Here is a 19,464-nt window from a genome sequence, read left to right on the forward strand (position 1 = left end):
ATTGTATTTTTTAAATAAAAATCTTACCTTTGCGGAAAATTTTTCATACTTTTAAAACTCTCTCTTATGAAAGAACTATTGAAACACTTACCTGCCATCAAAGGTTTTATTGAGGAGCGTACTACCGCTTTTCAAGAAATTAGTGATAATGTTCTTAAAAACTTCCTTAAAGAGGCTTATAAATTACCATTTCTTTTTCCTGTAAGAATTATCGTGAACGAAGATAAGTTTGTTAATTTTCTTTTTGATATGAGAAAAGACCTTTTTGAAGGAAAAAAGTTAGACATTGTAGATGATTTAGAGAAGAAAGATGAGGTAAAAGAAAAAGATATTGTTGCTTCAAAAGAAGTTGTAGTAGAAGTACAAGAAAAGAAGCCTGTTGTAAAGAAAGAAGTTGCTAAAACTGTAGCAACTAAAACCAAAACAAAATCGAATGTAGTAGCAAAAGACACAAAAGTTGCTACAAACAATAAAAAAACCACCATAGCAAAAAATACGAAAAGTACCACAAAAAAAGAAAAATTAGTGTCTTAAACATAGATTTGTTTGGAAAAGTCTAACAAAAATATTTTCTATAAAATACGCATCAGCCTTCTATTACTTGGAGGGCTGTTGGCGTTTTATTGGTTATATTTTTATTTTTTAGGTTTTTCTTTAGATGGTATCGACAGGGCCAATGCCCTCAAACAAGAATTACCAGAACTTATTACTCAAAAGCAATACAATGAATCTATTAAAAAGAACTTTTATCTTTTATATTTGGATTCTTCACAGAGAGATGATAATTATTGGAATTTAGCTAGTTCGTATTACTTACTTGCTCAAAAAAAACAAGCCAAATATTTTTACGATTCACTTCTCAAATCACCTTCGCTATCTTATCAAGCAAAAGCTTGGCATCAGTTAGGAAATTTGTTTTATTTAGAATCTGCTGATTCACTAGACAAGGCTCTTGAAGCTTATAAAAACTCTTTTTATATCAATGAAAACAATATTGCTTTGCGATACAATTATGAGTTACTCAAGAAGTTAAATCAGAAAAATCAGCCTCAAAAAACCAATCAATCTCAGAAAAAAGAGAATAAGAACCAAAATAACAATACTTCAAAAACAGATTTGCCCAAAGCTGAAGAACCTCAAAACGATTTTTTAGAGGCAATTTCTAATCAAGAACAAGAGCAAATTAAAAAATATCAACTCAAAAGGTCTAAATCTGTCAAAAAAGATAAAAACCTACCAGATTGGTAGGTTAGAAATTAAAATTCACAACTTGTTTGATTTCGTTTGAAAGACTAAGAGCCACAGGGCAGGTATGAGCAGCATTTTCGAGTTTTTGCTTATATTTATCATCAAAATTCAACTCTTTTGGAAAATTGAACTCAATATGAATTTCTCCAATTTTTCGTGGACTTGAAGTCATCACTTTCGTGGTTTTCCAAGTAACATCTTTCAAATCTACTCCATCTCTTTCAGCTACAATACCCATAATGGTCATCATACAACTTCCCAAAGCAGCACAAACTAAGTCTGAGGGTGAAAAAGCCTCTCCTTTTCCATTATTATCGGTAGGGGCATCTGTGATAATTGCATTGGAAGAAGCCAGATGTGTGGCTTGTGTTCTTAAATTTCCTTGATAAACTGATTCTATTTGGTTAGCCATAAACATTAAATTATTTGTTAAGCCAATGATTCGCTTCTTCTATTGAACCAAAAACTTTATTTTGAAAGGGTAAGTTTGTTCTTGAGGGTCTCTCCATATACCAAAGCATTTTTTTAGGTAAAATCACTGCTAATTTCCCCTGTTTTCCTAAACACTGTGAAAGTCTGGGCAACCAGTCGTTCCACGCCCAAGAGGTATCTTCTTTTCTAAAAAAAGATTTTTTACTTTGATTAAAGATTATCTTTTGCGTACTTTTAAACGAAATAAAGCTCAATGCTTCTTCTAAGGCTCTTTGATATGCCTCTCGGCAAGTATCAAAGGACTCAAAATCTACAGTGAGGCAAGCATTTTCAGCACTATAGCCAATACTGATAGTATCATCATGAAATATAATTTCCAAACTGAAAAAGTTTAAGCAAGTAGAGAAGATACGTTCATTGTGTAAGCGAAGTTGCAAAAAGTTTCTTTTAATTTCAAAGTATTTTATAGAAAAATTATTTTAACGTGTCTAAACATATTTTATATATTTCTTATGATGGACTAACAGATCCACTTGGTCAGTCTCAAATATTACCTTATTTAATGGGGCTAAACAAGCAATATGGTTATACTTTTAGTGTTATTTCAGCTGAAAAAGCAGATAATTATCAAGCTAAAAGTCAGTTAATTCATGATTTAATTGCAGGCTTTGGGATCCATTGGCAACCTATTTTTTATACAAAAAAACCTCCTGTGTTTTCTACTCTTTGGGACTTGCGAAAAATCTGGAAAAAAGCTACACAGATTTATAAGCAAAAACCTTATGAAATTGTACATGCTCGAAGCTATTTGAGTGCTTTGATTGCACTTCGTTTGAAGAAAAAATTTAAAACCAAATTCATTTTTGATATGAGGGGTTTTTGGGCTGATGAACGCATTGATGGCGGTTTATGGAATCTGAAAAGCCCACTTTACAATAAAATTTATCTTTATTTTAAGAAAAAAGAAAAAGAGTTTTTACAACAAGCTGATTATACTATTTCACTGACACACAACGCTAAACAAGAAATTCAATCGTGGGAGGGTTTTGCTCAAACACCTATCCAAGTAATCCCTTGTTGTGTAGATTTGGAGATATTCAAACCTTCTGAAAATCCCATTTCTAAATCTAAAAACCTAACTATAAGCTATTTGGGCTCAATTGGAACGTGGTATTTGCTGAAAGAAATGCTGTTGTTTTATAAAAATCTTCTTGATAAATATCCAGATGCTATTTTTTCGTTTATTACAGCCGAAAATCCACAACCCATTTTAGAGGAAGCAAAAAATTTACAATTACCTTTAACACAAATTAAAATAAAAAAAGCGAATCGCAACGAAGTTCCTTTGATGCTTGCAGAAAGTCATTTTTCTTTATTTTTTATCAAAGATGCCTATTCCAAAAAAGCTTCTTCAGCCACCAAAATGGCAGAAATTTTGGCAATGGGTATTCCCATTATCACCAACGATATTGGCGACCATCAGTATTTAGCATCTAAGTATAATTTTGGGTGTTTATTGCAAAATTTGGATATTCATTCCATACAAAAAGCCATTGAGCAAATTCCTGATTTACTGAATATTTCATCTGAAAGTTTAATTCGTATTGCTCAAGATTATTTTTCTTTAGAAAAAGGTGTAGAAAGTTATGCCCAAGTCTATCAAAAAATAAGTACTTAGTTTTAAAAATATATTAAATTTTATTAACTTAATGAGGTGATTTTTTAACCTTATTGAGCATTATGACTAACTTGTTTCGTAGCTTATGGATGATCATCAATTACAAAACATTGATTATCACATTTCTTTCTATAATTACCACCTATATTTGTAAATATTTCAATTTTGTAGGAGACTTGCCTATTACTCTCATAGGTACTGCCATTATTTTTCCTGTAGTTTTTTCTATCAATAGTGCTTACAAACGCAGAGAAGAGGCCATCATGTATTATGCTTCCTTCAAATCAAATCTCATTTCTTTGTTTTATGCAGGTAAAAATTGGGTAGATAGAGATTTTGAAGAATACAGAAAAAATATTAAAAATGTACTTCAAGATACTATGCAAAATGTTGTAGAACTTTTTCTAAAAGTCCCCAGTGAGCACAAACAATTTGAGAGTAAAATTTATAGGTGTTTTGATGAAATTTCATTGTTTATTCAAACACTTCGTAAAGCCAATATCAGTCCTGGTGAGCTTTCAAGAATAGACCAATATCTTACAAAATCGGTAACAGACTTCGAAAAATTGAAACAAATTCTGTATTATCGTACACCCAATTCTATGCGTACTTATTCTATCTTTTTCTTGTATAGCTTTCCCATTTTGTATGCTCCTTATTTTGCCTATCATCTTAAAGATGGAACTTATCCTATTATTGGCTATACTTCAGCCATTTTATATAGTTTTGTATTTGTAAGTTTAGTCAATATTCAAGAACAATTGGAAAACCCTTTTGACCAAATTGGTGAAGATGATATTATTTTTGATGAACAAGAGTTGCAAATTGTCTTGGATAGTGAAGCAAGAGACAGTGTAGAGAACTTCAAAAAAATGCATAATATTTAGCAAGATATTATTTTATTTACATTCAAAACCTTAAAAACTTGCAAATTCATTGTAACTCTTGTAACTTGTTGGGCAATTATAAACTTTATTAACCGTTATGCCAAAACCTCATATCATTGCAGTTGTAAATCAAAAAGGAGGAACAGGGAAAACTACCACTACTGTAAATTTAGGGCGTGCTATTGCTGAATTTGGCAAAAAAGTATTGCTCATGGACTTAGATCCACAGGGCAGTCTTTCCTATTATTTAGGAGCAAATAGCAATGTTTGGAGCATTTCAGATGTAATTTTAGAAGATATTTCTTTTCATAATGCATTGATACAAAGAGAAAATATGCATATTATCCCTGCTGATGTAACACTTGCCGATTTAGAGTTATCGCTTGTAAACTATCAGGGTAGAGAGCAAATTGTTAAGAAAATGATAGAGCAACATGCTCAAGAATACGACTATATTTTGATAGATTGTTCACCTTCTCTTTCAATTCTTACGGTAAATGCTTTGGTAGCTGCTCATAGCATCATTATTCCTTTACAAATGGAAGTTTTGAGTATGCATGGTTTGGAACTTATCTTAGAAACGATTGAGCAAGTAAAGAAGACTGTCAACACAGAGTTGCAAATATTGGGGATTCTGGTTTTAATGTACAATGTACGCAGAAGAATTACCCAAGAAGTGCATAATCATATCAAAAAAACTTATAATTTTGTACCTATTTTTCAAACACATATCCGAACAGATGTAAAACTTGTTGAAGCTCCATCATTTGGTAAAAGTGTGTTTGAATATGCTCCACAATCTAATGGTGCAGAGGATTATCTTAATTTGGCAAGAGAAATTATAGCCAAAGAAGCAACGAGTAATTAGATATTGGTAATTTGATAAATTTTTTAAGAAAATTTAAACTTCAATAATGGCATTAGGGGAAAATATAAAAAGAGAACGGATGATTCCTGTTCGAAATAAAATTGTCTATCAGAACTTAGAACAAGAAATTAACGAGCTAAAACAAAAAGAAGATTATGAATATTCAGAATCTCCTTTTTTTAGCAACGATGACATTGCTATTTCCCTACAACAACTCAACTATTTTGAAGAAGAACACCAAATCAAAAATAATTTTATTCAAGAAAACGATTTTGACATTGAACATATCTTACAAAGTACACAACTAATTGCAGAAATCAGCATAGATGAAAAGATAAGTAAAGCTAATAATCTGTTTTGCAAAGCTTTACATGTAGAAGATATAGAAATTAGTTTTCGTTTTATCCGAGAGTTTTTACATAAGGAAAAACTCAATGAATGGATACAACATTGGGAGAAACTTCAGAAAGGAGAGATTATTCAAGAGATTTTAGAACTTCAACCTAAAAATACTGAAGAGAGTATCATTCTAGCTACTACACTTTATCCAATATTTCAACAAGGTATTTTTCTAAAAGTAATATGGATTAGTCAGGATATAACCAAAGCCATTTGTGCCTATAAAAATAATACAACAATAGAACTGGACATAGATAAAAACTTAAAATCTGCCAAAATTATTGTTAAAATATAGTTAAATAACATTTGATACATTATGAGTTTTCGTGTACAATTTGTATTGCTAATAACAACTCTCTTTATTCTTGTAGGGGGCGATATTGTGTATATAGCTCTCTATGATGAAATCAATTTGGTTTTTGAATTAAGTGTACTTGTCCTTACGATTATCAATATTGGCATTTTGGTTTATGTAATTGATAAACATGCCTTTGGTTCTTTCAGACAATTAGAAAGAATCTCTAAAAATGTCAGTGATGGTGAATCTATAGAGATTCCTGAAGATAGCATCACAGAAACAGCAAATATTTATCATTATTTATGGGATATTTCTTCGGATTTGGAAGAAGCCACAAAATTCATTAAAAATATTGGTAATCGTAAATTTGACTTTAAATTCAATACACTCAGCACCAATGAAGGTTTAGGAAAAGCCTTGATTGAAATGAGTGAGCAACTACAAAAAATCTCTAATGAAGAACAAAGTCGTAATTGGACTGTAACAGGTATTGCAAAATTTTCGGATTTACTACGAGATAATCAAAATTTAGATATTAATGAATTGGCTTATATTTTCATCCGAGAACTTGCCAATTATATCAATGCCAATCAAGGAGCTGTATACATTATAGATAGGGAAGCAAAGCCTCCTGTCGTAGAAGCAGTGGCTGCATATGCCTACTCAAGAAGGAAGTTTCTAAAAAAGAGTTTCTATATCAATGAAGGTTTAGTAGGGCGTTGTATTTTGGATGATGATGTCATTTACATGGACGATATTCCTCAAAATTATATCCATATTACCTCTGGATTAGGCGAATCATTACCCAAAAGTATTCTTCTTGCTCCTATTCGTGTAAACGAAGTAACTTACGGAGTTGTTGAGATGGCATCTTTTAATTTCTTAGAACCTTATCAAGTAGAATTTGTAAAAAATATTAGTGAAGACTTTGCTTCCAACGTAGCCAATGCTCAAATTAATATTAAAACCAAAGATCTATTGAGTCGTTCTCAAGCCATTAGTGAAGAGTTAGCTCAAAAAGAACAACTCTTACAACAAACTGAGTTGGTCATCAAACAACTTGAGCAACGCATTCATACCAAAGACTTAGAAATTGTTTCCCTTAAAAATGCCTTAAGTGCTGAATAAACCTATAATGATTATGAAAAAAGTGATAGCTTGGCTACTTACATTTGTCTTGACGCTGTCTTTTGCCATCATTGTCATTGGTTTACATCTTTTTCATGTACTTTTTTCATTATTTGGTTACAAAGCCTACATGATTATCAGTCATGGAATGATGTGGGCTGTTTGGAGAAGCTCTTGGCTTATTGGCAATACTACTAAAATTGAAGGTGTAGAACATATTGGTTCGTATCCAAGAGAACGCCCTTTGATTATTGTGAGTAATCATCAGAGTGAATATGAAATTGCATGCTTGGGGTATTTGTTTAGTAAAACTTCTCATCATCTCAAATATGTAGCTAAAAAAGAATTATCATATTGGATACCAAGTGTTTCATGGAATATCAGATATGGTGGGCATGGCATTATTGATAGGAGAAAACGTGATCAAGCTCTTGTTGCTATTGAGAAATTTGCTCAAAAAATTCAAGAAAATAAGTGGTCAGCATATATTTATCCTGAAGGTACACGTAATAAAAGTAGTAATGCTGTACGTTCCTTCAAAACATCAGGGTTTACAAAACTTTGCGAATGTATGCCTGATGCACTAGTCATTCCTATTTCCATCGAAAATTTTTGGACTGTCAAAAGTATTCCTGTTGTACCACTTTCTAAAATGAGAATCAGAATTTTTGATGCTCTGGAACAAAAAGATTTCACTAATTCAGAAATATTACTCAAACATTGTGAAAATCTTATTAGACAAGATTTAGAAAAACCACAAGAACAACCCGCTCAACTTATCAATTAAGAATACAAATAATTACTATGAAAACTATTACCATAGGGAAAGCACCTCATAACCAGATTGTTATTCAAGACCCCTATGTTTCTAAAGAACATATTCGCATTACTCAAAATGCTCAAGGAAGTTATTTTCTTGAAGATTTAAACTCTACCAATGGTACTTTTGTAAATGGTAAAAGAGTTACAAATGTAGCTCTACTACTTAATGATATCGTAAAAATTGGAGATACAGTTCTTCCTTGGCAAAGTTATTTTACAGAAAAACAAGCTTATACAGGTATTCAACCTACAAAAATTTTAAAGAAAATTAGTATTGGTAGAGCTTCTGATAATGATTTTGTTATTTCAGACAGCACCATTAGCAGTCATCATGCGTTTTTAGAGGTTTATGAAAATGGTGTACTCAAAATTATTGATAACCAATCTACTAATGGTACATTTATCAATAATAAAAAAGTAGATTTTAGCTTCATTACCCATACTGATCATATCGTTTTAGGTACTTATACTTTATCTTTACATCAGGTTTTATCTGCTTCTGTATCTCCACTTCCTTACACAGAAAAAGTTGTCCATAAGCTTTCATCAAAGAATTTTAGTCGTACCATTCTTTTTACAATCTTAACTATTTTGATTTTAGGTTTAGCAAGTTATGCAGTTTATTACTATGTACATCAAGGCTCTACAATACCTGACAATTCCAAAGAAAAACAAGATACACTCAAAAAAGATAGCATAAAAAAGGAATCTAATAAAACCAAAGAATTATCCGATTTAGTAGAACAAGCTGAAAGCTCTGTTTTTTTAGTAACACCTTATGCAAGTGGAGCTGCTCAAGGCTATGGTTCAGGTTTTTTTGTAACCAATACAGGTATTGGCGTAAGTAATTATCATGTTTTTAGCTCAGGGAGTTCGTGGAGTATTAAACTCAAAAATGGAGAAACTTATAAAGTAACCAAAATACTCAAGCAAGATTCTAAACTTGACTACATTATCTTTAAAACAGATGCTAAAGAAGTGAAAGGCTTACCCGTTGCCACCGAAATACCTAGAAAAGGGCAAGATGTATTTGTCATTGGTAATCCACAAGGTCTAGAACTTTCTGTTACAAAAGGGATTATATCTGGCATTAGAAATTATAACACTGTTACAGGGCAAGTCAGTGATGGTGATGATTACTTACAAATGGATGCACCTATTTCTTCTGGTAATAGTGGTGGACCTGTTTTCAATATGCAAGGCGAAGTGGTTGGAATATCTACAATGGTCATTACACCTGTTGGTGGTGTTTCCCAAAATCTCAATTTAGCTGTCAATATTCAAAAGCTTACTATTCCTAAAGAATAAAGAATACCGTTTCCAAATATTTTATTTTGTAGCAGAGTGAATAATTATTCACTCTGCTTTTTTGCAACTTCAAAAACTCTTAAAGAATTATTCAGAAGTAGTTACTTAATACCTATTTCTTTATCTAAATACTCTTGTACAACTTCTATAGCATTATTGACTACATCACTGAGTGCCACAATAAAAGTACCTTCTTTAGCAATACTAATGGAATGTTTTATTGCTTCAATTTCTTTTGGAATAACTTCATAGGTTACTTTTCTTTTAGAAGTCTTAATGCCTTTGAGGATAAGATCTAAGATTTCTTCTTCTTTTCGCCCTCGTAGGTGGCGTTCTTGCCTGATAATAATATGATCAAACATTTGGGCAGCAATCGTAGCACAATCTATGATGTCTTGGTCTCTACGGTCGCCAACACCTGCAATAATTCCTATTTTGTAGGGAGATTCAATACTTGTCAAGAAATCTTTAATTCCCTTATATCCAGCAGGGTTATGAGCAAAGTCAATCATTACTTTAAAATGCTTAAAACTGAAAATATTCATACGACCAGGTGTTAGTGCTGCCGAAGGAATAAATGTTTCCAACGAAAGCCGAATATCTTCAGTCTTGAAGCCATGCAAGTAACCTGCCAGTGTAGCTGCTAGCACATTAGCAATCATAAAAGTAGCTTTCCCATTAATAGTTAACGGAATATGTGACACTCGCTCCACACGTATTTTCCAGTCACCTTTTTTAATTGTAACAAAACCATTTTCATAAATGGCAGCAATACCACCTTTTTTGCAATGTTTTTGGATAACAGGATTATCCTCAGTAAGGCTAAAAAATGCAACTTTACAATCCAAACTTTCAGCAATCAGTACACACTGCTCATCTTCAGCATTCAAGATAGCCCAACCATCAGGTTTGACACTTTTTACAATAACAGACTTTACACGAGCCAAATCTTCTAAGGTTTCAATATCATTTTGTCCCAAATGATCTTCTTGGATATTGGTAATAATGCCAATATCACATTGTCCAAAGCCCAATCCTGCTCGTAAGATTCCCCCTCTAGCACATTCTAAGACAGCAAACTCAACAGTAGGATCTTTGAGAATAAATTCTGTGCTATAAGGTCCTGTTGTGTCGCCTTTTTCTAGCATGTGGTTTTGTATATAAATACCATCAGAAGTTGTAAAACCTACCCGAAAGCCCATGTTCTTAACAATATGGGCAATGAGTCTTGTGGTCGTAGTTTTGCCATTGGTGCCTGTAACAGCAATAATTGGAATTCGAGAAGCTTTACCAGGTGGGTACAACATATCAATTACAGGTGCTGCAACATTGCGTGGTAAGCCTTCTGATGGAGCAAGGTGCATTCTAAAACCAGGGGCAGCATTTACTTCCAAAATTACGCCTCCATTTTCTTTGAGAGGTTGAGTGAGGTTTTCTGCCATAATATCAATACCACAAACATCCAAGCCTATAATTCTAGCAATACGTTCAGCTAAAAATATATTTTCTGGGTGCATCATATCTGTTACATCAATAGATGTACCTCCAGTACTAAGATTTGCCGTAGATTTTAGATACACTATTTCTCCTTTAGGTGGAACTGTTTGGAGCGTATATTGTTTTTTGGCTAAAAGGTCTTCGGTATCTCTATCCACACGAATTTCAGTAAGAACATTTTCATGTCCATAACCACGTCTGGGGTCAGTATTTTCTTTGTCTATGAGTTGTTGAATGCTGTGTTTTCCATCTCCTTTGATGTGTGCAGGCACACGTTGAGCAGCAGCTACTACTTTATTATCTATAACGAGTACACGAAAATCGTGTCCAGTAATAAAACGTTCTACTATGACTCTACGAGAGTATTTTTTTGCATGGGCAAGCCCTGCAACTGCATCTTCCCAATTTGTGACATTGATAGAAGTTCCTTTACCATGATTGCCATCTAAGGGTTTTAGAACAATTGGATAACCAATTACACTAATAGCATTGTGTAAATCATCTTCATCAACACAGATATCACCTTTTGCAACAGGAATTGCATTATTATACAATAAATTTTTAGTTGCTTCTTTGTCGCAGGCAATATCTACAGCAATATTACTGGTTTTACAAGTAATTGTTGCCTGAAAACGCATCTGATTAATTCCATAGCCCAACTGAACAAGCGAATTTGTACCTAAACGAATCCAAGGAATATCTCTAGAAACAGCTTCATCTACAATAGAACCCGTACTTGGACCTAATCGAACCTCCTCACGTATTTCTCGCATTTTCTGAATATCTGCATATAAATCATAAGGAGTATTATCAATAAGAGCTTGAGCAACTTTAACGGAAGCTTGAGCAACAAATAAACCTACTTTCTCTTCTACATAGCTAAACACTACATTATAAACCCCAGGTGTTTTTGTTTCGCGTGTTCTCCCAAAACCTGTATCCATGCCTGCAAGCGTTTGCATCTCTAAGGCAATATGCTCAATAACATGTCCCATCCAAGTACCTGATTTGACACGCATAAAAAACCCTCCTGGTACCCCTTCTGAGCAACGATGCTCATACATAGTTGGGAACATTTTTTCTAATCTCTTGCCAAACCCTTTGATTTTATTTGTGGGACGTTTTTCCATCTCCTCTAAATCCAAACGCATTTGAATAAGTTTTTTACGATTAACACTCCATATATTTGGACCTCTTAGAGCTTGAATGTTCAAAATTTTCATATCAGCAGTAGATTTTAATAAAAAAATAACTTTAAAATTTCAATAAAATAATATTTAATTCAGAGTAAACAAAATTTTATACTCTAAAACTATATTTTTTATTTGAAAATTAAGGATATTGCGAAAAAATTTTTTTGTTATGACACCAAAAGGTATTCTCATTATTATTGGGGGGGCGGTGGATAAAGGAAGTTTTACAGAAAAAAATTTTGATGCTGATGTAGAAAAAAATCTAAATTTCTTTGAAAAAGGCATTCTCAAAAGAATTCTGACGGAGTCTCTTCATAAAGAGGATTCTCGAATTGAGATTGTAACAACTGCTTCTAAAGTACCAAAGACCATTGGGAAAGAATATTCAAGAGCTTTTGAGCATTTGGGAGCTAAAAATGTAGGTATCTTAGATATAGACAAACGTGAACAAGCTAATGATGAACAGTTTGTCAATCGGTTGCGACAAGCAGATGTTGTGATGTTTACAGGTGGCGATCAGCTCCGACTAACAACTATTCTTGGTGGAACAGCCTTTCATGAGCTTCTGCTTCACAAATATCAAAACGAACGCTTTGTTTTTGCTGGAACCTCTGCTGGAGCAGCTGCTGCTTCCAACAATATGATTTATCAGGGTAGTAGTAGTGAGGCCCTTCTAAAGGGTGAAATAAAAATCACAAGCGGTTTGGGACTTATTGATGATGTTGTTATTGATACGCATTTTGTGCAGCGTGGACGTATTGGAAGACTATTTCAGACCGTTGCCAGCAATCCAAAAACACTTGGAATTGGTTTAGGAGAAGATACAGGCTTACTCATCAGAGATAATAACTCTATGGAAGCAATTGGTTCGGGACTTGTTATTTTGGTGGATGGCAGAGAAATTAAGGATTCTAATATTACACAAGTATCTTTAGGACAACCTATTTCCATTGAACATCTCGTGGTTCATGTAATGAGTATGCATGACTTCTATTATCTTGATAGTAAAAAAATGAACATTTATGCTCATGCTTCTACAGACGACGAATAAATAATACATAGATGCGACCAAAAATTATTATTCATGGAGGTTTTTTTAGTGAATCTTCGCAAAGTGAAGATACTAAAATAGCTAAACAGAAAGCTCTTGAAGTAATTTTGCTTAAAGCAAATCATTATTTGGCAGAGCATACAGCCCTCCAAACAGTAGTATATGCAGTTTCTCTTTTAGAAGATGATGTATTGTTTAATGCTGGAACTGGCTCTCAGATACAAAGTGATGGCGAAATTCGGATGAGTGCTTCTCTAATGGATGGCATTACCCAAAAATTCTCGGGAGTTATCAATATTCAACATATCCAGAATCCTATTCTAGTTGCTCAACATCTCATGGATTATGAAGATAGAGTTTTAGGTGGGGCTGAAGCTACTTTTTTTGCTCATCAAAATGGGTTTCAGAATTATAACCCTGAAATACCTCAACGAAGAACAGAATACGAAGCAAAAAAAGCCAGTCAGGGTATAGGAACTGTAGGTTGTGTAGCTCTTGATGCACAAGGTAATTTGGCAGTGGCTACCTCAACGGGTGGTAAAGGCTTTGAAATCCCTGGGCGTATCTCCGATTCGGCAACTGTGGCAGGCAATTTTGCCAATAATTTTTGTGCAGTTTCTTGTACGGGTGTAGGTGAAGACATTGTGAGTGGGGCTTTGGCTACCAAAATTGTAACCAGAGTTACAGATGGATTATATATTGGAAAAGCTTTTGAACGAAGCTTTGATGAATTAGAAGTTTTTGATGGTTTTGCAGGTGCTATCGGCATTGACCATTTGGGTAATATTTTTCATCAGTATTCGCATCCAAAAATAGTATTTGCTTACCAAGATGGCGAAAAAATAGTTGTTTTTGAATAATTTATAATAAACTTTATCCAGACCTTAAAAACAAAAGCCCTCCAATGAGGGCTTTTTTGCTAATCTACTAAAATATTGTAAGAGGCTAAGAGTTCTTTGTATTTATCTTCGTTTCTTCTGCGTAAAGACTCTTTTTTGGTAAACTCTTGGAGTTGCAAAATACCTTCTAAAATCTGTTCAGGGCGTGGAGGGCAACCTGGCACATACACATCTACTGGAATGATACGGTCAATGCCTTGTAAAACACTATAAGTATCAAAAATACCACCGCTTGAGGCACAAGCACCCACAGAAAGAACCCAACGAGGCTCAGCCATTTGCTCATATACTTGTTTCAAAACTGGTGCCATTTTTTTGGCAATTGTACCCGCCACAATAAGCATATCTGCTTGACGAGGTGAGAAACTTGGGCGTTCTGAGCCAAAACGGGCTAAATCGTAGTTAGAAGCCATCGTGGACATAAACTCAATGCCACAACAAGAAGTGGCAAAAGGCAAAGGCCATAATGAGTTTGCTCTTGCTAATCCAATTACTTTATCAAAACTGGTAGCGAAAAAACCTTGTCCTTCGTACCCTTCAGGTTTATCAACTATCTTGACCATACGGTTCTATATTTTATATCAGCTTAACGTTTGTATAAAGATTTTTGTTTTTAAAACTTTGTTATTCCCACTTCAAGACATCACGTTTGATGATATAATAGAAACCTACTAAAAGTAATCCCATGAAGGTTACCATCTCGAAGAAACCAAACCAACCTAACTGCAAGAAGTTTACAGCCCAAGGATACATAAAAATAATCTCTACATCAAACAATACAAACAAAATAGCAATCAAAAAATATTTAATGGAAATAGGTGTACGAGCATCTCCAACTGATTCTATACCACACTCAAATGCTTGATCTTTCACTTTTCCTTTACGTTTAGGACCTAATAAATGGGTTGCAACCATAGTAGTGATCACAAAACCTATTGCCAAACCCAATTGGATGAAAATAGGTACATAGTCAGCAGGCGTATATACTTTGTTCATATACTAAGTTTTATTGTTTAAAGCTTAAAAGTAAATAATTCTTGATTGAAAACAAAAAATAATGAATTTCTTTGATGTTTTTCTACATACATCTTCTTACAAAAATCACTATAAGACAAGCTAAAAACATCAAAATAGAAATTTTATTGATGCCATGCATCATTCTGATGTTAAAATTGCTTGGATAGCGAGTATCATTGGGATCGTGTTTTTTAAATACTCTAAAAAAATACGAAAATACTTCTCCTACTTTAAAATATTCTTTGATTTTAGACATAATTTTAAATTTAAATGCTTCTTAGTTCTAATGGGCAGGTTCTGTCCATTTCTTATCTTCTTTAATCAAATCAATTAGTTCATCTAAAGCTTTTTCTTCTGCTACAGTTTTCTTTACAACCTCTTTACCTCTGTAAAGTGTTATTTTACCTTTTCCAGAACCCACATAACCATAATCAGCATCAGCCATTTCACCAGGTCCATTTACAATACAACCCATAATAGCAATTTTCACACCTTTTAAGTGGTCAGTACGTTTACGTATTTTAGCTGTAACTTCCTGTAAATCAAAAAGTGTACGACCACAACTTGGGCAAGAAATATACTCTGTTTTCGTAATACGTGTACGAGCAGCCTGTAAAATGCCAAAAGCCAAACTATTAGCATCTTTGATGAACATTTGTTTTGAAGACAACATAATTCCATCTCCCAAACCATCTATCAAAAGCCCTCCAAAATCTGTAGATGCATCTATTTGTAGCGATTCCAAATCATCTGTTGTGTATTTTCTCCTAATTATAAGAGGTAACTGTATCTTATTTTGAATAAGTTCAACTATCAGCCTACGCAAGGCAGGCATGGCATGTTCATTAGTTGTTTCCAATACCAATACCAATGGATTAGTTTCTTCTTGCAGATTTTTCAATAATTTACCTCTCAAATCTGTTTGTTCTACTGGGAGAAGCAAGAAATTGAGTTTTTCAGAAAATTGATCATAAGTCAGATATTCCATTTCTGAAAATAGTGGATAAGCTTCTTGTTTTTCTTCCACCCAAGTCTGATAATTTTGAATAGCCTTTAGTCCATTAGGAAACATAAAAGGCACTTTTTTATCTCCTAAATACACAAAATCTGCCCCTAAGTCATTCATTGCCCATTTGTCGGTAGCAGGTAAATAGAAATGACCTATTTGTTTCAAATCTTCCATTTCGATATTCTGATAATCAGAGTAATCTGCAATAACTCTTGGAACATTTTTTCCTCCAAAATTGGAAATTTCTTTTGTTTCTAGGCGAGCATAACTAAAAGGATTGATTGGATAGTTTTCTGTTTGTATTTCAGAAATAGGCAAAGCCTTTTCTGCTCTCTGAATATACCGATTAACTAATTTTTTAGCAACAGGTATCTCATATTCAGGATCTTCGGTTAGTGAAACCCTGATTGTATCGCCTAGACCATCTTCAAGAAGTGTACCTATCCCCACTGCCGATTTTACACGCCCATCTTCTCCGTCTCCTGCTTCTGTTACACCCAAATGTAATGGATAAGGCTTTAAGCCTTCTTCATCCAAACGTTGTACTAAAAGTCTGTAAGCCTGCACCATCACTTGTGGATTGCTGGACTTCATGGAAAGAACAATATTATAAAAATTTTCTTCTTCAGCTATTCTCAAAAATTCCAAAGCAGACTCCACCATACCCAAGGGATTATCTCCATAACGGCTCATAATTCTATCTGAAAGTGAACCATGATTTGTACCAATACGCATGGCTGTACCATATTCTTTACAGATTTTAATCAGTGGAATAAATTTTTCTCTGATACGTTCTAACTCTGCCTGATACTCCGATTCTGTATAATCAATTACCTCAAAACGTTTTCTGTCTGCATAATTACCAGGGTTGATACGTACTTTCTCTACTATTTTTGCGGCAAGTTCGGCTGCATTGGGTGTAAAGTGAATATCAGCTATCAAAGGTACTTTGAAACCTAATTTATTCAGTTCATTTTTGATATTTTGTAAATTTTCAGCTTCTTTTACACTAGGTGCTGTGATACGAATATACTCTGAACCAGCCTCAATCAAACGAACACATTCAGCTACTGTTTTGGCTGTATCCATTGTATCGGCTGTTGTCATAGATTGTACTCTAATTGGGTTTTCACCACCAAGGGGAATATCTCCAATTTTAACTTCTATGGTTTTTCTACGTTTGTACTCTGTAAGTGAAGGACAATATAATGTATTTGAAGGACTGATGACCTGCATAAAAAATGACTATTTTTCTTTTGATAACTTCTTATTCTTTCAAAATGTTTCAATTTGCTTCTTTGATTCTCCAAGGAGGGTTTAATCTGTTTTCTCCTGCAAAATACAGAATAATTCTATTTTGATCTAAATCTGTCAGATATGCCTCTCGCCAAAGCCATGTTTTATCATTAGGCATTTCATCAAAAATGAAGCCTTTTTCTATAAGTTCTTCTACCTTTTTATCTAAACTTTCTATTTCAAAATATATCCAAATTCCTTTATTTTCTTCTATTTTATCATCCTGATGAAGTGAAAAAGTAGCATTCCCAACAGGACATACAAATCTGGCATAATGAGGTAAAGCTTTAACTATTAGTTCTAAGCCTAATCTCTGATAAAATTCAATAGATTTTTCTACATCTTTTACAGAAATCGTAACCTGATTCAAATTCATTATTTTAGAAGATTAATAATCCCTTTATATAATTTTTGGTTAGAATATTTTATTTGATAATAATATACTCCACTAGTTTGCTTATCACCATTCCAAACAAAATTTCGATCAGAACTACCAAAAATTTCTTTGCCCCAACGATTGTAGATACTAATTTTCTCAAACTTAAACAAACAATTATCCAAAGGTAAGTTTGGATTTTGAACTCCGTTGGGCTGTTTTGGTGGAGTTGGTTCTAAATTAGAAAGTACAAATACATCATTGATACCATCTCCGTTGGGTGTAAATGTATTGGGTGGCAGAAATTCATCAAAATGAGCGTATGTATCTTTCAATAAAAATTTCACTTTTATTGTATCAGAGGCTGTAAAACAGCCACTGTTGGGCTTTCTTTTACCAATAAAATTAATAATAAGTGTATCGTTTTGTCCATTTGAGCGTATCAAATCGCAATCAGGTTTCCAAATAAAAGTAGCTCTCGTATTGATAATATCTTTTCTACCTCCTGTAAACTCCATTCCATAATCTTTCAAATTGAAATTGGTTGTAGTAGCTATAATTTCTAATGAATCTCTTGAACGAGGTTCTATAGATTGGGCAAGAAAATTAATATTGATAGAGTCTTTTGGATTTACAATAACCAGCGAATTATTTTGGATTCCAGCAGGAAATGAGGCTGTAATACTTAATCGAGGTGGTAAATTTGATGACCTTGCTTTAAACCTAATTTTCACATTTAAATTGACTATACCTTCATTAGGACATTGTTGATTAGAAGCCCTTAATCTGAATTCATATATCTTGTTATTTTCTAAGCATTCAGGTAATCGAAGTTTTGTTTTTGCCAAACCACTTGCATCGGGTTCTGATGTACCTGGGGCAAGAGTTATTCGATTAGGTGCATTATTAGCAAAATTTTGAGGTGTTAGGATAAATAAAACTGGTTTGGGTCTGTAAATATCAGGTTGAATAACTCCTTCTACATCAACAGATATGCCATTTTCAGGATAGTTATTAGCATCAATTTCTAAAATGGTATTTTCTTGATAATAAGTATTGGAGCTTTGAGGTAAAAGTATTCTTACAATAGGTGTATTTATTACAGACTGACAAGCATCTACAAACAATTGAATATCTCTTCGTACTTCTCCAATTTTGATACCTCCTCTGTATTCTTCACATTTGACTACAAAAGAATAAACACCTTTTTGAGCAGGGTTTACGGTCAACTCTCCTGTGAGACTATTGATACTCAATGGTAAACTTACATTACTCGGTATGGCATTGGTGGCTGAATATCCTGTACCCCAATTGACTAATGGTAGTGGATAGGGATATGTGTTGGGCAATGGGGGTGGTAAAGAGCTTGGTCTTGGATTTCTGGTAATAGCAAGAGCATCATATAAATCTACCAAACTATATACTAATACATCGCCATCTGCATCTGTTGCCGAAAAATCAAGATTAGAAGTTTGTCCATTACACATATATAAGCTGGTAATAGGCGTAAAAACAGGATTTGAATTAATAAAAGATACACTTCCTGTAAAAACTCTTGGAATTTCAGCATATAAACTGATACCCAAACGTCCTGATATGTTGGTAGCTACACCTGTATTTCTTGTATAATCCTGAAAAATAGCATAATACCCTTGAGTATCTGAAAAATTAGCATTGCTCAAAGTTACATTCGCCTGATAAACTATTCTTTCTAAACCATTATATTTGATGGATTGGTCTCTACAAATATTAGCAGGAAGTGTAATAATACTTGAGCTTACTCGAGGTAAACTAACATTTAAGACCCTGATGTTATTCAGCTTTCTGTATATGCTTACATTAGCTGCATTGGGTGGAGATGGATCTACAGGAATAGGTGAACTGGATGGAGGAGCTTGATAGTTAAGTGCATCATAATAATAAATTACTTGTATTCTGTATGTATTACCTGATACATGGGTAATATAGAGTTCTCCTCCTCCAATATGATTAAGAGCTTTAGATATATTTCCTAAGCACAAACACAAAATCAGTATAAACCACTTCTTATTCATAATT

Annotated in this window: 18 protein-coding genes and 2 pseudogenes; 11 read left to right on the forward strand and 9 right to left on the reverse strand. The window is 33.5% G+C overall.

Features of this window, described 5'->3' with window-relative positions; all coding sequences use genetic code 11:
* The first annotated feature begins 66 nt into the window (after nucleotides 1-66).
* Both AD998_16500 and AD998_16505 read left to right on the forward strand, forming a co-directional pair.
* Entirely contained in the window at nucleotides 67-534 is a 468-nt protein-coding gene (locus AD998_16500; GenBank protein KOY87522.1) for a hypothetical protein, read from the forward strand.
* Between the two features lie 12 nt (nucleotides 535-546).
* Nucleotides 547-1,248, forward strand: a complete 702-nt coding sequence (locus AD998_16505; GenBank protein ID KOY87523.1) for a hypothetical protein — start codon at nucleotides 547-549, stop codon at nucleotides 1,246-1,248.
* A 1-nt stretch (nucleotide 1,249) separates the two neighbouring features.
* Here the strand turns inward: AD998_16505 and AD998_16510 are convergent, their stop codons facing one another.
* On the reverse strand, nucleotides 1,250-1,660 hold the full coding sequence (locus AD998_16510; GenBank protein ID KOY88259.1) for an osmotically inducible protein OsmC: 411 nt from the start codon (nucleotides 1,658-1,660) through the stop codon (nucleotides 1,250-1,252).
* A 10-nt stretch (nucleotides 1,661-1,670) separates the two neighbouring features.
* Nucleotides 1,671-2,060 (reverse strand): hypothetical protein, encoded by a 390-nt coding sequence (locus AD998_16515; GenBank protein ID KOY87524.1) that lies wholly within the window; start codon nucleotides 2,058-2,060, stop codon nucleotides 1,671-1,673.
* A 104-nt stretch (nucleotides 2,061-2,164) separates the two neighbouring features.
* Between AD998_16515 and AD998_16520 the strand changes: the two genes are divergently transcribed.
* From AD998_16520 to AD998_16550, 7 genes and pseudogenes are all read left to right on the forward strand, one after another.
* Nucleotides 2,165-3,358: a hypothetical protein gene (locus AD998_16520; protein ID KOY87525.1), complete on the forward strand. Its 1,194-nt coding sequence runs from the start codon at nucleotides 2,165-2,167 to the stop codon at nucleotides 3,356-3,358.
* A 62-nt stretch (nucleotides 3,359-3,420) separates the two neighbouring features.
* Nucleotides 3,421-4,245: a hypothetical protein gene (locus tag AD998_16525; protein ID KOY87526.1), complete on the forward strand. Its 825-nt coding sequence runs from the start codon at nucleotides 3,421-3,423 to the stop codon at nucleotides 4,243-4,245.
* 97 nt (nucleotides 4,246-4,342) lie between these two features.
* Complete coding sequence (locus tag AD998_16530) at nucleotides 4,343-5,113, forward strand: hypothetical protein (protein KOY87527.1); 771 nt, start codon at nucleotides 4,343-4,345, stop codon at nucleotides 5,111-5,113.
* Nucleotides 5,114-5,159: 46 nt separating this feature from the next.
* Entirely contained in the window at nucleotides 5,160-5,807 is a 648-nt protein-coding gene (locus AD998_16535) for a hypothetical protein (GenBank protein ID KOY87528.1), read from the forward strand.
* Between the two features lie 336 nt (nucleotides 5,808-6,143).
* Nucleotides 6,144-6,884, forward strand: a pseudogene (locus AD998_16540) (hypothetical protein).
* 67 nt (nucleotides 6,885-6,951) lie between these two features.
* Nucleotides 6,952-7,725 carry a hypothetical protein gene (locus AD998_16545; protein ID KOY87529.1) on the forward strand — a complete coding sequence of 258 codons (774 nt, stop codon included), beginning with the start codon at nucleotides 6,952-6,954 and terminating at the stop codon, nucleotides 7,723-7,725.
* Nucleotides 7,726-8,489: 764 nt separating this feature from the next.
* Nucleotides 8,490-9,068 (forward strand): annotated as a pseudogene (locus AD998_16550) (hypothetical protein).
* A 101-nt stretch (nucleotides 9,069-9,169) separates the two neighbouring features.
* On the opposite strand, the gene AD998_16555 reads toward AD998_16550, so the two are convergent.
* Nucleotides 9,170-11,788 (reverse strand): cyanophycin synthetase, encoded by a 2,619-nt coding sequence (locus tag AD998_16555; GenBank protein KOY87530.1) that lies wholly within the window; start codon nucleotides 11,786-11,788, stop codon nucleotides 9,170-9,172.
* Between the two features lie 139 nt (nucleotides 11,789-11,927).
* Between AD998_16555 and AD998_16560 the strand changes: the two genes are divergently transcribed.
* Nucleotides 11,928-12,809 carry a cyanophycinase gene (locus AD998_16560; protein ID KOY87531.1) on the forward strand — a complete coding sequence of 294 codons (882 nt, stop codon included), beginning with the start codon at nucleotides 11,928-11,930 and terminating at the stop codon, nucleotides 12,807-12,809.
* A gap of 11 nt (nucleotides 12,810-12,820) precedes the next feature.
* Nucleotides 12,821-13,669 carry an asparaginase gene (locus tag AD998_16565; protein KOY87532.1) on the forward strand — a complete coding sequence of 283 codons (849 nt, stop codon included), beginning with the start codon at nucleotides 12,821-12,823 and terminating at the stop codon, nucleotides 13,667-13,669.
* 59 nt (nucleotides 13,670-13,728) lie between these two features.
* On the opposite strand, the gene AD998_16570 is transcribed toward AD998_16565, so the two are convergent.
* From AD998_16570 to AD998_16595, 6 genes are all read right to left on the reverse strand, one after another.
* Entirely contained in the window at nucleotides 13,729-14,271 is a 543-nt protein-coding gene (locus AD998_16570) for an NADH dehydrogenase (protein KOY87533.1), read from the reverse strand.
* A gap of 61 nt (nucleotides 14,272-14,332) precedes the next feature.
* Nucleotides 14,333-14,704, reverse strand: coding sequence for an NADH-quinone oxidoreductase subunit A (locus tag AD998_16575; protein KOY87534.1), 372 nt, complete (start codon nucleotides 14,702-14,704; stop codon nucleotides 14,333-14,335).
* A gap of 82 nt (nucleotides 14,705-14,786) precedes the next feature.
* On the reverse strand, nucleotides 14,787-14,981 hold the full coding sequence (locus AD998_16580) for a hypothetical protein (GenBank protein ID KOY87535.1): 195 nt from the start codon (nucleotides 14,979-14,981) through the stop codon (nucleotides 14,787-14,789).
* A gap of 27 nt (nucleotides 14,982-15,008) precedes the next feature.
* Complete coding sequence (locus AD998_16585) at nucleotides 15,009-16,970, reverse strand: 1-hydroxy-2-methyl-2-(E)-butenyl 4-diphosphate synthase (protein KOY87536.1); 1,962 nt, start codon at nucleotides 16,968-16,970, stop codon at nucleotides 15,009-15,011.
* 49 nt (nucleotides 16,971-17,019) lie between these two features.
* Nucleotides 17,020-17,406, reverse strand: coding sequence for a bleomycin resistance protein (locus AD998_16590; GenBank protein ID KOY87537.1), 387 nt, complete (start codon nucleotides 17,404-17,406; stop codon nucleotides 17,020-17,022).
* On the reverse strand, nucleotides 17,406-19,460 hold the full coding sequence (locus AD998_16595; GenBank protein KOY87538.1) for a hypothetical protein: 2,055 nt from the start codon (nucleotides 19,458-19,460) through the stop codon (nucleotides 17,406-17,408). The genes AD998_16590 and AD998_16595 overlap by 1 nt, the downstream gene beginning before the upstream one ends.
* Nucleotides 19,461-19,464 lie beyond the last annotated feature (4 nt).

Source organism: bacterium 336/3 (assembly GCA_001281695.1).
In the GTDB taxonomy this organism is placed as follows: domain Bacteria; phylum Bacteroidota; class Bacteroidia; order Cytophagales; family Thermonemataceae; genus Raineya.

Excerpts from the sequence above, each read along its gene's own strand:
- AD998_16575 (KOY87534.1), bottom strand. The coding sequence starts at position 14,704 with ATGAACAAAGTATATACGCCTGCTGACTATGTACCTATTTTCATCCAA.
- AD998_16585 (KOY87536.1), bottom strand. The coding sequence starts at position 16,970 with ATGCAGGTCATCAGTCCTTCAAATACATTATATTGTCCTTCACTTACA.
- AD998_16565 (KOY87532.1), top strand. The coding sequence starts at position 12,821 with ATGCGACCAAAAATTATTATTCATGGAGGTTTTTTTAGTGAATCTTCG.
- AD998_16555 (KOY87530.1), bottom strand. The coding sequence starts at position 11,788 with ATGAAAATTTTGAACATTCAAGCTCTAAGAGGTCCAAATATATGGAGT.
- AD998_16510 (KOY88259.1), bottom strand. The coding sequence starts at position 1,660 with ATGGCTAACCAAATAGAATCAGTTTATCAAGGAAATTTAAGAACACAA.
- AD998_16590 (KOY87537.1), bottom strand. The coding sequence starts at position 17,406 with ATGAATTTGAATCAGGTTACGATTTCTGTAAAAGATGTAGAAAAATCT.
- AD998_16570 (KOY87533.1), bottom strand. The coding sequence starts at position 14,271 with ATGGTCAAGATAGTTGATAAACCTGAAGGGTACGAAGGACAAGGTTTT.
- AD998_16500 (KOY87522.1), top strand. The coding sequence starts at position 67 with ATGAAAGAACTATTGAAACACTTACCTGCCATCAAAGGTTTTATTGAG.
- AD998_16560 (KOY87531.1), top strand. The coding sequence starts at position 11,928 with ATGACACCAAAAGGTATTCTCATTATTATTGGGGGGGCGGTGGATAAA.
- AD998_16535 (KOY87528.1), top strand. The coding sequence starts at position 5,160 with ATGGCATTAGGGGAAAATATAAAAAGAGAACGGATGATTCCTGTTCGA.
- AD998_16530 (KOY87527.1), top strand. The coding sequence starts at position 4,343 with ATGCCAAAACCTCATATCATTGCAGTTGTAAATCAAAAAGGAGGAACA.
- AD998_16580 (KOY87535.1), bottom strand. The coding sequence starts at position 14,981 with ATGTCTAAAATCAAAGAATATTTTAAAGTAGGAGAAGTATTTTCGTAT.
- AD998_16595 (KOY87538.1), bottom strand. The coding sequence starts at position 19,460 with ATGAATAAGAAGTGGTTTATACTGATTTTGTGTTTGTGCTTAGGAAAT.
- AD998_16545 (KOY87529.1), top strand. The coding sequence starts at position 6,952 with ATGAAAAAAGTGATAGCTTGGCTACTTACATTTGTCTTGACGCTGTCT.
- AD998_16525 (KOY87526.1), top strand. The coding sequence starts at position 3,421 with ATGACTAACTTGTTTCGTAGCTTATGGATGATCATCAATTACAAAACA.